We start from the raw sequence: 12151 nt of genomic DNA, 5'->3' as shown, positions 1-12151 counted from the left end.
AAAAATAATTTTGAAGTTAAAAAGTTAATTATTACTTTTGCAACCTCAAAATTTGGCCTATTCGTCTAGTGGTTAGGACTCAAGGTTTTCATCCTTGCAACAGGAGTTCGATTCTCCTATAGGCTACCAAATTTATATCATGCCGGATTTAAAAATACAAGAAGCTAAATTGCTTTTTAAGAAAATCCACTCTAACCCAAAAAGTTATGATTTAAAAATCAATGAAGACGGGATAACAGGCAGTGATGATAAAATAAGTTTCAGACTTGACAGGACTGGAGAAAGGGTCACTTTTGAAGTAACGATTGACGGACTTACCTTCACCAATACCACTGGAGAATGGAACAATGCGATGGTAATGCTGAAGAGCACCATCAAAAAATTAGAAAGAGAAGAAGAGAATATTAAAATAGAACAGGCAATAGATAAACTCAAAAAATATTTATCTGAAGAAAATTAAAAATTTTTAAAAATAAATTTGGAGGATAAAAAAAAAGTTTTTACTTTTGCACTCACATTTGAACGATATGGCAAATCATAAATCAGCATTAAAAAGAATCAGACAAAACGAAGTAAGAAAACTTCGTAACAGATACTACCACAAGACTGCTAGAACAGCAATGAAAGTGTTAAGAAATGAAGAAGATAAGGCTGCTGCTGCAGAGCAATTGCCAAAAGTTATCTCTTTGTTGGATAAATTAGCTAAGAAAAATATTATCCACAAGAACAAAGCAGCTAACTTAAAAAGCAAATTAACTAAGCACGTTAATAAACTAGCTTAATAAGTATAGTTGGCCCGTTCGTCTATCGGTTAGGACCTCAGATTTTCATTCTGGTAAGAGGGGTTCGATTCCCCTACGGGCTACAAAACTTAATTACTACTCTAACCTGGTAATTAATAAGAGTTGAAACTTATAAAAACAAAAAAACTAACCCTGCGATTATTCGTAGAAATTAGATGGCCCGTTCGTCTATCGGTTAGGACCTCAGATTTTCATTCTGGTAAGAGGGGTTCGATTCCCCTACGGGCTACAAAAGAGATTCATTATTGGATCTCTTTTTTTGTTTATTCATACTATTTAATTCACCTCATCCTTCATTACGGTATTCTAAATTTGAAAAAACAAAAACCTCCACTATACAATGAAGGTTTTTAAGAATAATGAATATCTTAAATCTAAATTCCAAAATTCACGAAAACGCTGAACCGGGATTTCGCTTCAATGTCTCCTCCGGCAAGATTTGTGTAAGCAGGAAGCATTACTTCACTTCCCAAACTGAATTTTTTGTAGGAGGCTTCAAAACCCAGCTTTCCGTACAAAGCGCTTCCGGCGGTTTTAGGCATTACTTCTCCAAACTGTCTGTTCCAGTCGTAGACTTCCCCCTGCATCCCAAATTTTCCCGAAAGAATGCTGTTTTCATTTTTCCAGAGTCTGTAAAATCCTGTTGCCGCATAATTCCACTGGTTTCCGAAACGGTAATGTTTTTTATTTTCTGTTTTTAAAGTATAATCGGTGTTCAGCAATACCGCCAGTTTATCTTTCTGAAATTTGTAATTCAGAACCATCTGATAATCCCAGCTCCCTGTTCCGAGCTGAAAACTGGGATTTACTCCGGTGATTCCTTTTTCATCGAATCTTCCGATCGGAATTTTCACGCCGAAACCTCCGTTCAGTTGATGAGAAGAGTCTTTGGAATCGATGATCTGGTAAATTCCCATCACATTCGCATCCCCGATTCCTTCAATTTTTATATCTCCCTGTAACGTTTTTTTGGTGTGAAACTGAAACGGAATACTTGCATACACACTTACATTTTTAGCAACCGGAATTTTTCCCCAAAGCTGAACCGTATTGAAATACTGATCCTGCGTCAGATCATTGACGAATAAATTTTCTTTCGCTCTGTAATGCTGTGCAAAATATTTAACGCCGATAAACTGAGGATTCAGCAAAGATTCAAAGCCGGAAGAACCGTTTCCTGCGGCGCAGCCACAAGCGTCGCAATCATCAAAGACCATCGGACTAAATTCTTTACGAATAAATAAACTGTCATGGATTTCTTTTGCCTGACTAAAAAAACATCCGGCTAAACCCAATGTTAAAAATATCTTCTTCATGATCTTATTATTCTGCAAATTTTGGATTGGTTATAAAATTTTTATCACTTAACGTTTTCAGAAATGTGATGATGTTCTGTTTTTCAGAAGCTGTCATCGGAATTCCGATGTGTCCGTTTTGTTTCAGCAACGGATCCAGATTGGGCTGGTTTTCTACATTTTCAGAATAAAAATTCATGACTGCTTCTAAACTGTAAAATCTTCCGTCGTGCATATAAGGTGCTGTAAATTCTACATTTCTGAGACTCGGAACCCGAAATTTCATATTATCATTCCAGTCCAGCGTTACACGGTATCTTCCTCTGTCGTCAAACTGCGGATTATAATACATTCCTGTATTCCTATAACTTTCATCGGTAAATAAATCTCCTGAATGACAAGCCGCACATTTATTCTGAAACAAAGCCATCCCCTGATTTTCTTCAGCAGTGAAAACGGCGTTTCCTTTTTTCATCCGATCGTATTTTGAATCGGCGGAAATCATGGTTGCCATAAACTGGGAAATGGCTTTGAGAATTCTTTCCCCGGTAATATTTTCATCCCCGAATGCTGCTTTAAACATTTTCTGGTAATTCGCATCGGCATTTAATTTTGCTACGGCTTCAGGAAGAGAGCTGTCCATCTCAAAATCTGTGGTGATGGGAACCAAAGATCTTTCGTCCAGATTGTGACCGACTCCGTCCCATGTATAGTTTTTCAGAAAAGCCATATTCTGTATCGGCGGCGCATTTCGGATGCCTAATCTGTCATCGATTCCATGACTTACGGTATGACCGTGGTGGGTGAAAGCATATTCCTGAATATGGCAGAATCCGCATGAGATGGTATTATTTCTGGATAATTTTCCTTCATAAAAAAGTTTTTTCCCAAGCGCTACTCCATTCACCGTGACCGGATTTCCTGTAATATCGAAAGTGATTTCCGAAAATCCGGATGGTTTGTCAAGACGATAGGCTTCATCTTTTGGCAAAGGTTCAATAACCTCATCGCCTGTGCAGGAAGTTAATGTAAAAGCCAGAAAAAACAGGAAAATCCAAAGAGAGCCGGATTGCCCTCTTTTGGATTGCTGAAAACAATTAATCATTGTGAACGTGATCTACTTTAAACATTTTTGAAACATTGTTCGTCACATTCACCAGATGCTGGTTCGATCCCATTGCCATATCGTTGGAACTGTCCAATGTTAAAGCAGTTTGTCCGCTTAAATATTGATTAAGATCTGCCAGAATATGAACGGAAGGGGTAATTTCTTTTGAAACTCTCGCTGTTGTAGGAAAGTCAAGGATGATTTCACGGTAAAGATCGGGTGTATTGTTGGCTGAAGTATTGCCCATGTTTCCGCAGTGGTTCATGAATTCTGTATTCGGTGAAGAGGTTCCGTATTTGCCTTCAAGTTTTGTGAAGATGTATCCTGCAGCCCAAGACCAAGCCATTCCCGCAGTTTTTGCTTTCTGCCAGAAAACGCCCTGTCCGCTTTGCCCCAAAAGATAAGCTGACTGACTGATGCCTAAACCGATTCTTACTTTTTTGTAATTATTTTTAGGAATTTCTTTCAGGTTGATGTAATTAATTCCGGCAACAGCTTCTGCCTGATCTATGATAAACGCTCCGTTGTCGGGATCGTTGTAATGGTATTTGAATTCTCCTCCGTTTTCATCGATTAAAGTGACGTTGCTGATGACATATTTCAGGGTTGAAAACTGGTGTTTTTGTCCGTTAACGGAAGTTTGTGTGGTCTGGTTCAGCACAATGTCTCCCAAATTATTGAATCCATTTTCGAATTTTAGCTGTAAATTTCCCGGAGTCGTGTCCAGAACTTCTTCATCGTCATTATTGCTGCAAGATGAAACGGTAAGTAATGTAATTGCTACGAAGAGTAATGATAAGAATTTGTAAATTTTCATTTTGATTAAATTTAATTGTAAAAATTATTATTGTTTAGTGTTTATTTTTTGATAAATTTTAAAGTTTCATGTTCTTTTTTCCCAAAAAGCTGAAGGAAGTATACTCCCGGTTCTAAACTCTGAACGGTAAGTACAGAATTGTTTTGAACGGAATTGTTTCCTGTAACATCTCTCCCTGAACCATCAAAAATTTTGATGCTTTCAATCTGATATTTCGCAGTTATATGAATGACCTCATCTGCCGGATTAGGATATATGGAACTGGAAACGGTATGCTTAATCTCATCCTGAGTAGAAAGTGTTCCGTTGAAGATAAATTTCTGGATGCGGTGGTTTCCCATGTCTGTAACATAAATATCTCCGTTTGGCGCCACAAAAACTCCTCTTGGACTTTTGAACTGATCTGCTCCACTTCCATTGCCGTTTCCTCCTGCAATCACATTTCCACTGGTCTGTCCTTCTTTCCAGGAAAGGATTCTTCTTCCTGTGTATTCAGCAATAATCATTGTTCCGTCGTTCATCATAAAAATACCGTTGGGTGCTTTCATTTGATTATTAGCGGTTCCGGAGCCATTGCCTCCCGCAACTGTTACTGCATTTGTACTGCCTGAAGAAAATTTCTGTACCCTGTTGTTAATATAATCTGTTACATAAAGATTCTCATTGTTGTCTACATAGATGGTTCCGTTAACAGAAGGATTGGCTAACTGATCTGCATTTGCGCCATAAGTACCCGCAGCAGCCAAAGTTCCGGAAGAATCTCCTATTGCCCATTTCACAATTCTGCTGTTTCCTGCATCAACAATATAGAAGGTGTTTCCTCTGAGATAAAATCCACCGGGCTTGTTTAGTTGATTAAGTGCTGCTCCTTCTCCATTTCCTCCGGCAACAGTAATTCCTGTTACGGCATTGGGTTCCCACTTTTGAATTCTTGCATTAAACGAATCCAGAACATAGATATTCTTATTATCGTCTACCCAAACACAAGTAGGAGTATTAAGCTGATTGGAATTACCTCCCGAACCATTTCCTCCGGCAACAGTAACTCCCTGATTTAATGCCGAATCCCATTTTACAATTCTATGATTTTGGGTGTCTGTAATGTATAGATTGCTGCTGCTATCAATAAAAACAGAGTAAGGAAAATTAAGCTGGTTATTTGCACCGCCCGCTCCGTTTCCTCCGGCAACGGTAATCCCCTGAGTATTCCACGAATATTGCTGGGAAAAAATAAGATTGAAAAAAGAGAAAACTATTACAGATAATATTTTTTGAAACATATCTTTATGAAATTTTGATCCGGGATATTTTTGCTCCGGATATATATTAAACAAATAAGAGAATCGGCAAAATGCTCTAATAAACTGATCTGTAAAAATCAATTATGGAAACGAAACGATTTCTTAAACCCATTCTTATGAGCAGATCCCGATTCTCTTGAAGAAAAAAGTTTTGTTGATGTTTTTGAGGAATTTTCTGAACACTATTTTACAGGATTTTTATAAAAAACACAGTTTTTATTTTCAGCATTTTGTATCCTCTGAAATATAAGAAGAACAAAGCCAAACGATTACAGCCGTAGCATTACAGCTAAACGTTTAATTTTATGCAATTGCTGAAAATTGACATTGTAAAACAATGTCAGAAAAACCTTTATAGATTGTCCGGAAAATTATTCTTCTGCATTTTCAGAAACAGAAGAGATTATGCTACACTAATGGAGGATGAAAAACCTGAAAATAGTGTAAATGATGATAAGAATCGGCACTGAATGTACCGACAGTATTTTTCAGAATATTTGATTTGAGGATGAAGCTGTCGTTTAAACTTTCATTTACGATAAAGATATCTATGGAATTCAGACTTATTTTCTGACTGCTTTTGTTTCCCTGCTCCTGAGTTTTTGAGAGTTCTTTTGAAAGGTAACATTTACCGTTACACATTAACTCTGGTTTCATTCTGTTTTCACAAAGTTCTTTAGTTATATAGTCGTAATTAACTGTATAATCTATAAATGGCAATATCGGACGTATTGTCATCTGAATAATCATGAAAATAGAAATGATATATTTCACGGAGCAAATTTAATAATACTTTTTGTTTTGTTATATGATATTAAACATAAAAAGGCAACTTACAAAAGTTAATAAGCTGCCTTTTATATCAATCAATTAATGTTCATCCTCAGCAGAACACAATCCTACAATTGTATGGAAAGTATCGTGCAGAGCAGTAAGAGATTTTGTAATATTTGCATCAGAATCTTTTTTCTTGATTTGTTTTTCAAGATCCTGACTGTCCTTAGAAAGTTTTGCAATGGATTCCTTCACGCCTTTTTTGTTAAATTCAGCAGGAACAGCCGAAGTTTGCAATGCTTTTGCTTTTGCCGCCATTTCTGCTGCTCTTGTTTTGATAGGCTGAAGATTGCCTTCTTCCGCAGGATGGAAAGTCTGAGACATCACGGTATGAAAATCTTTCATAGCCTGCCAATCATCGAATTTCCCTTTTTTTGCTTTCGTCGCTTCTTCGTATCTTCTGCTGATTTCTTTCCAGTTGGTTACGTTCCAGATCGCGGTTAAATAATCTGCTCTTTTGTTCTGATATTTCAGATAATACGCGTGTTCCCAAACATCGATCCCGAAAATAGGGGTTCCTTTTTCTTCTACAACATCCATTAATGGGTTATCCTGATTGGGTGTTGAGGAAACAAATAATTTTCCGTTCTTATCCACAGAAAGCCATGCCCATCCTGATCCGAAACGGTCGGCTCCTGCTTTTGCCATCTTTGCTTTAAAAGCATCCATGCTTCCGAATGTTTCGTTGATTGCTTTTGTCAGTTTTGCAGAAGGCTGTGTACTTTTTTCCGGGGTTAAAACGGTCCAGAACAACTCGTGGTTGTAATGTCCTCCTGCGTTATTTCTTACGGCAGCCGGTAATTTTGAAGCATTCGACATGATCTCAAATAAGGTCTGTTTTTCCTGCGGCGTTCCTGCGATTGCTTTATTCAGGTTCGCAACATAGGCTGCTGCGTGTTTGGAATAATGAATTTCCATTGTCTGTGCGTCGATATTTCCTTCCAACGCATTGTAAGCATACGGCAACGGTGTCTGCTTAAACTGTGCAAACGCAAACTGCGCTGCAAAAACTGCACTTAGGGCAGCTACTTTCAAAATCTTCATAACGTTTTGTTTTTTGTGGTTCTGTTTTGGATGGGAGATGGGTGATGGAAGCCTGAAGTTCTCTACATACTCCATAAAACTTCCAGCCTCTAACTTCCATCTTCCAAATCTCTATTTCAATAATTTCTTAATATCTTCTATTAATATTTCTCTGTCGGGGTGGTATTTTCCGGTAAGCTTCGGCGTTTTACCTTCCTGATCTTCATAATTTAATCCTGAATAATACAAAATCGGCATATTGTCTTTATTGTACCGGCAACGGATGTTTCCTTCCTGATCTACAAGAGCAATCATTCCGCTGTGATTAAGGCTTTCGCTCTCGTCTTCTTTATCTCCGACATAGATATTGAACTGATCTGCCAGTTTCCCGATATAATCTCTGTCTCCCGTAAGAAAATGCCAGTTCGGAGATTTTACTCCGATTCTGTCGGCGTGTTGTTTTAACGTTTGCGGCGTATCATTTTCCGGATCGATGCTTATGGAGATGATTCCGAAACCGGGATTGTTAATCTCCTCTTCAATGGCTCTCATGTTGGTATTCATGACCGGACAAATCGTCGGGCATTTGCTGAAGAAAAATTCTACCAGATAGACTTTTCCGAGCATGTCTTTATTGGTGACGGTTTTGTTGTTCTGATCCGTTAATTTAAAGTCCGGAACTTTCATTACGGTGTACAGATTTTTTTTGAAATACCCCATTCCGACACCGATCCCCAAAAAAAGCAAAGCAATAATTACAATCGGAACGATTACTTTGCTTTTGGAATTGCTGGTCTTTTTATTTTTTGGCATATTTCTCAGGATTCTTTTTGAATTCGTCTTTACAGTAAGCACTGCAAAAACCGTACGTTTTATTTTTATAGACTGCCGTATCTTTCATATCGGCTTCGGTGGGCATATTGCAGATGGGATCTACTGCGTTGGCAAATTTCACTGTTTTTGTTCCGGAATTTGCGGCTGTTTTTGCTTTTTTATGCTTTACTTTAGGGGTTTCCTGTGCACATGCCATTAATGAAACAGACAATAATGTTGTTAAAATAAGTTTTGATTTCATTTTTATTTACATTGAAATTAATAATATTTGAATGATTGATTTTTTAACTAGACTTACTAATGAATTTCTTGCTTATCCTTAATTAATCATAATGCTTTCTAACGCAAAGATCGCTAAGATTTTTTTTTTATACCTACTGTTTTTAAGTTCGCAAAGGCGTTTCACTCAGCAAAGAACTCAAAGGCTTTTCAATTATGACAAATTACGGACAGTCATGTATTGCTTAATTTTAACGCAGAGTTCGTAAGAGTTTTTGAATAGTAACCTCTTTTTAAGTTCGTGAACGTACTTCGACAAGCTCAGCATAAACTAAACACTTAGCGAGTGATAGCTAGAAACTTTATTCATTATTGATTCAGTTAATGAATTAGCTGCAAATAATATTAAACTAAAGGAGGATGGAATATTCTGGAAAAATATTCTGAAGTATGGAAATTGATATAACGCGAGTCTGAGTTTTTGTTTAAAACACTCAACTGACTGTTATCTGAAAAGGAAAGTATTTCATGGGAGATAAATACATCGAGTCCTGAAATCTTTACCGTCTGATTGGTATTGGACTGTTTTTCTGTTTTTGCCAATTCTTTGGCAACGTAGCATTTTCCTTTGCAGGTGGATTGCGGAATGTTTCTGTTTTCGCAAAGATTTTTTACGATGTAATCATAATTAACGGCATAATTAATCAAAGGCAAAACGGGACGTAATGCAATCGTAAAAATGATAAATATGGAAACGAAAAACTTCAATGCTATATTCTACTCTACAAATATACTAATGAAATTTTGTTTTTAAGATAGATTATGATGAAAGTCAGTTTTGGTAATGGTTTAATTGTACGCTTTATTTTCGTAGAGATTTCCCAGATCACACCCCTTTGGATAAATAATTTAACGCATTAAAAATCTGCGGTATCTGTGAAATCTGCGGGAGTTTTCATAATTTATTAACCACGGATTGCACGGATTTTCACAGATGAATAAAAATGCTTTATGATGATTAAAGGAATCTGCGAAATCTGCATAATCTGCGAGAAACTTTTTATTTCTCCCGCGGATTTTGCAGATAACGCTGATTATTATTTTACAACAAAAACCATCGATTTTCGCAGATGAATAAAAATACTTTATGATGATTAAAGGAATCTGCGAAATCTGTATAATCTGCGGGAAACTTCTTTCTCCCGCGGATTTTGCAGATAAAGCTGATTAATATTCTACCGCGAAAACCACGGATTTTCATAGATGAATAAAATACTTTATGATGACTAAAAAGAATTGGCGAAAAATAAATTTTGGCTAAAGCCGAATTGAAAAATTTATCCTTGCAAACGGGCTAAAGCCCGTTCCTATTGATGAGGAAACTCATTTGGCAATATATGCGCAATACAATAAACTTCTATCATCCTACTTCCCTCTTCCGGCTTATTAAAACCTCATCCTTTGAATTCTCACGGCATTCAGGATAGCGAGTAAAGCGACTCCGACATCGGCGAAAACGGCTTCCCACATGGTTGCCAATCCTCCGGCTCCAAGAATTAGAACAACGGCTTTGATCGAAAATGCCAGAATGATATTTTGCCACACAATTTTCTTTGTCTGCTTTCCAATGTTGATTGCCATCGGGATTTTACTCGGCATATCATCCTGAATGACAACATCGGCAGTTTCAATCGTAGCATCACTTCCCAATCCGCCCATTGCAATTCCGACATCGCTTAACGCAACAACAGGAGCATCATTCACTCCGTCGCCTACAAAAGCAACGGTTTGATTTTTTGCTTTTATTTCCTTTACTTTATTCACTTTGTCTTCGGGAAGCAGATCTCCGTAAGCGTTCTGAATGCCTAATGTATCGGCAACGTGTTTCACGACAGAGGATTTATCTCCGCTCAGCATTGTGGTTTTTACTCCTAAAGATTTTAATTTATTGATGGTTAATTGTGCATCTGCTTTAACAGCGTCTGCAATTGTTAAATACCCGACAAATTTGTTGTCATATGCAATCGCTATTAAAGTATAAACGATATTTTCAGTCTGAATATCATATCTGATGTTGAATTTATCCATCAGTTTAAAGTTTCCGACCAACAGTTCTTTTTCGTTGATGACTGCTTTTAAACCATACCCTGCTATTTCTTCAACATTTTCCAACAGAATCGAATGATCGATTTCTCCCACATATTGATGAATAGCCGTTGCAACAGGGTGAGAGCTTTTACTTTCCAGAGCATTGACGAGTTTTAAAATTTCATCCGTATTAAATTCATCATTAAAATTAACTTCCTGTACTTTGAAGACGCCTTCCGTCATGGTTCCGGTTTTATCCATGACAACGTTTTGAACATTCGCCAATATATCTAAGAAATTGCTTCCTTTAAATAAAATTCCGTTTCGGCTTCCTGCTCCGATTCCTCCGAAATATCCCAAAGGAATAGAAATAACCAAAGCACACGGACAGGAGATCACAAGGAAAACCAATGCTCTGTACAGCCAGGCTCTGAAGTGATACTCTTCTACAAAGAGATATGGTATAAATGTGATTCCGATTGCAAGAAATACAACAATCGGAGTGTAGATTTTAGCAAATTTCCTGATGAATAATTCGGTAGGAGCTTTTTGAGCAGTCGCATTCTGAACGAGTTCTAAAATTTTGCTCAGTTTGCTGTCTTTGTAAGCGGTTGTCACTTTTACTTCGCTTACTGTATTGAGGTTGATCATTCCGGCCAGAACAGTTTCGCCTTTTGTTTTGGTATCGGGTTTACTTTCTCCGGTTAAAGCAGAAGTGTTAAATGATGCGGTTTCAGATAATAATTCTCCGTCTAATCCTAATTTTTCTCCGGATTTTAACTGAATGACATCTCCGATATTTACTTTTTCGGCTTTCATAATCTGAGATTTTCCGTCTTTTAAAACCGTCACTTCATCGGGACGCTGATCGAGTAAAGATTTGATATTGCTTTTGGCTCTCGTTACAGCCATTGACTGAAAAACCTCGCCAACGGAATAAAAAAGCATGACCGCAACTCCTTCCGGATATTCTCCGATGGCAAAAGCGCCGACAGTAGCGATTCCCATCAGGAAAAATTCAGAGAATACGTCTCCGTTTTTTATGCTTTCGAACGCTTCTTTCAAAACCGGAAGACCAACCGGAATATAGGCGATGAGATACCAAACCAGACGAATCCAGCCGGAAAACCATTCAGCTTTGATGAAATGATCCAAAGCGATTCCTACTAATAACAATCCAAAAGAGATGATTGCAGGAAGAAACATCCTGAAAACAGACTGATCTCCTGTATCATGAGAATGGTCGTGGTCGTGACCTTCATGATGATGTTGGTGTTCTTTTTTCGGTTTTGTGCTGCAGCATTCTTCCATAAGTTAAATTTTAATTCAAAATTACAGACAAAACCCGTGCAATACTATTGCAAACTTTCCAGACAGTTTTCGCAGATTCCTTTTGCAAAAAGCCTTATTTCATCGATCCTGAATTGGGTCTGAATGTTTTCGGGAAACGAAATATCTTCTTTACAGGTGGTCTGTTTGCAGATTTTACAATAGAAATGAAGATGCCAGTCTTTGTGGGTATGTTCATCGCATCCATCGTGGCACAGCTTATATTTTGTTGTCGTATTTTCCTGAATGCTGTGTACGATTCCTTTTTCTTCAAATGTTTTCAGAGTGCGGTAAATGGTTGTCCGGTCTGCATTTTCGAAATGATTTTCAATTTCCGAAAGAGAAAGGGCGGCTTCCTGAGAACTCAAAAAATCGTATACCAAAATCCTCATGCTTGTAGGCTTGGTGTTTTTATTTATTAATTTATTCTCAATGTCCTTTTTCATACGATCCTATTTAAAATATCCATTTCAAAGTTAATGGTTTTAAAATTTGTTTCT

Annotated in this window: 12 protein-coding genes, 3 tRNA genes and 1 pseudogene; 5 read left to right on the top strand and 11 right to left on the bottom strand. The window is 37.4% G+C overall.

Annotation, left to right across the window (positions count from 1 at the left end; all coding sequences use genetic code 11):
• Nucleotides 1-54: 54 nt before the first annotated feature.
• The 5 genes from PFY09_RS14910 to PFY09_RS14890 all read left to right on the top strand — a co-directional run bounded on the left by PFY09_RS14910 (nt 55) and on the right by PFY09_RS14890 (nt 1032).
• A tRNA-Glu gene (locus PFY09_RS14910) sits at nt 55-129 on the top strand.
• 10 nt (nt 130-139) lie between these two features.
• Nucleotides 140-460, top strand: coding sequence for a hypothetical protein (locus tag PFY09_RS14905; RefSeq protein WP_076391800.1), 321 nt, complete (start codon nt 140-142; stop codon nt 458-460).
• 67 nt (nt 461-527) lie between these two features.
• Entirely contained in the window at nt 528-782 is a 255-nt protein-coding gene (gene rpsT / locus PFY09_RS14900) for a 30S ribosomal protein S20 (protein ID WP_076391798.1), read from the top strand.
• Between the two features lie 11 nt (nt 783-793).
• Nucleotides 794-865, top strand: a tRNA-Glu gene (locus tag PFY09_RS14895).
• Between the two features lie 95 nt (nt 866-960).
• Nucleotides 961-1032: transfer RNA gene (locus PFY09_RS14890), tRNA-Glu, on the top strand.
• A 145-nt stretch (nt 1033-1177) separates the two neighbouring features.
• On the opposite strand, the gene PFY09_RS14885 is transcribed toward PFY09_RS14890, so the two are convergent.
• From PFY09_RS14885 to PFY09_RS14835, 11 genes and pseudogenes are all read right to left on the bottom strand, one after another.
• Nucleotides 1178-2119 (bottom strand): transporter, encoded by a 942-nt coding sequence (locus PFY09_RS14885; RefSeq protein WP_271160226.1) that lies wholly within the window; start codon nt 2117-2119, stop codon nt 1178-1180.
• A gap of 7 nt (nt 2120-2126) precedes the next feature.
• On the bottom strand, nt 2127-3203 hold the full coding sequence (locus tag PFY09_RS14880) for a cytochrome-c peroxidase (RefSeq protein ID WP_271160225.1): 1077 nt from the start codon (nt 3201-3203) through the stop codon (nt 2127-2129).
• Nucleotides 3196-4023: an MbnP family protein gene (locus tag PFY09_RS14875; protein ID WP_271160224.1), complete on the bottom strand. Its 828-nt coding sequence runs from the start codon at nt 4021-4023 to the stop codon at nt 3196-3198. The genes PFY09_RS14880 and PFY09_RS14875 overlap by 8 nt, the downstream gene beginning before the upstream one ends.
• 41 nt (nt 4024-4064) lie before the next feature.
• Nucleotides 4065-5303, bottom strand: a complete 1239-nt coding sequence (locus PFY09_RS14870) for a T9SS type A sorting domain-containing protein (protein WP_271160223.1) — start codon at nt 5301-5303, stop codon at nt 4065-4067.
• A gap of 429 nt (nt 5304-5732) precedes the next feature.
• Entirely contained in the window at nt 5733-6098 is a 366-nt protein-coding gene (locus PFY09_RS14865) for a hypothetical protein (RefSeq protein WP_076391792.1), read from the bottom strand.
• A 441-nt stretch (nt 6099-6539) separates the two neighbouring features.
• Nucleotides 6540-7202: pseudogene (locus tag PFY09_RS14860) on the bottom strand (superoxide dismutase); the annotation flags it as partial.
• Between the two features lie 111 nt (nt 7203-7313).
• A complete protein-coding gene (locus PFY09_RS14855) occupies nt 7314-7994 on the bottom strand; it encodes an SCO family protein (RefSeq protein WP_271160222.1) in 681 nt (226 codons plus the stop codon).
• On the bottom strand, nt 7981-8256 hold the full coding sequence (locus PFY09_RS14850; RefSeq protein WP_271160221.1) for a YHS domain-containing protein: 276 nt from the start codon (nt 8254-8256) through the stop codon (nt 7981-7983). Before PFY09_RS14850 ends, PFY09_RS14855 begins: the two co-directional genes overlap by 14 nt.
• 383 nt (nt 8257-8639) lie before the next feature.
• On the bottom strand, nt 8640-9002 hold the full coding sequence (locus tag PFY09_RS14845) for a hypothetical protein (RefSeq protein WP_271160220.1): 363 nt from the start codon (nt 9000-9002) through the stop codon (nt 8640-8642).
• A 678-nt stretch (nt 9003-9680) separates the two neighbouring features.
• Nucleotides 9681-11633: a heavy metal translocating P-type ATPase gene (locus tag PFY09_RS14840; RefSeq protein ID WP_271160219.1), complete on the bottom strand. Its 1953-nt coding sequence runs from the start codon at nt 11631-11633 to the stop codon at nt 9681-9683.
• Between the two features lie 44 nt (nt 11634-11677).
• Nucleotides 11678-12097 (bottom strand): Fur family transcriptional regulator, encoded by a 420-nt coding sequence (locus PFY09_RS14835; RefSeq protein WP_087706550.1) that lies wholly within the window; start codon nt 12095-12097, stop codon nt 11678-11680.
• Between the last annotated feature and the right edge of the window lie 54 nt (nt 12098-12151).

The sequence above is a fragment of the Chryseobacterium gambrini genome (assembly GCF_027920505.1).
GTDB classification, from domain to species: domain Bacteria; phylum Bacteroidota; class Bacteroidia; order Flavobacteriales; family Weeksellaceae; genus Chryseobacterium; species Chryseobacterium gambrini.
Note: the sequence above shows the minus strand (reverse complement) of the source record. Positions and strands in the feature narration are given on the sequence as shown.

Excerpts from the sequence above, each read along its gene's own strand:
- PFY09_RS14905 (WP_076391800.1), top strand. The coding sequence starts at position 140 with ATGCCGGATTTAAAAATACAAGAAGCTAAATTGCTTTTTAAGAAAATC.
- rpsT (WP_076391798.1), top strand. The coding sequence starts at position 528 with ATGGCAAATCATAAATCAGCATTAAAAAGAATCAGACAAAACGAAGTA.
- PFY09_RS14885 (WP_271160226.1), bottom strand. The coding sequence starts at position 2,119 with ATGAAGAAGATATTTTTAACATTGGGTTTAGCCGGATGTTTTTTTAGT.
- PFY09_RS14880 (WP_271160225.1), bottom strand. The coding sequence starts at position 3,203 with ATGATTAATTGTTTTCAGCAATCCAAAAGAGGGCAATCCGGCTCTCTT.
- PFY09_RS14875 (WP_271160224.1), bottom strand. The coding sequence starts at position 4,023 with ATGAAAATTTACAAATTCTTATCATTACTCTTCGTAGCAATTACATTA.
- PFY09_RS14870 (WP_271160223.1), bottom strand. The coding sequence starts at position 5,303 with ATGTTTCAAAAAATATTATCTGTAATAGTTTTCTCTTTTTTCAATCTT.
- PFY09_RS14855 (WP_271160222.1), bottom strand. The coding sequence starts at position 7,994 with ATGCCAAAAAATAAAAAGACCAGCAATTCCAAAAGCAAAGTAATCGTT.
- PFY09_RS14850 (WP_271160221.1), bottom strand. The coding sequence starts at position 8,256 with ATGAAATCAAAACTTATTTTAACAACATTATTGTCTGTTTCATTAATG.
- PFY09_RS14840 (WP_271160219.1), bottom strand. The coding sequence starts at position 11,633 with ATGGAAGAATGCTGCAGCACAAAACCGAAAAAAGAACACCAACATCAT.
- PFY09_RS14835 (WP_087706550.1), bottom strand. The coding sequence starts at position 12,097 with ATGAAAAAGGACATTGAGAATAAATTAATAAATAAAAACACCAAGCCT.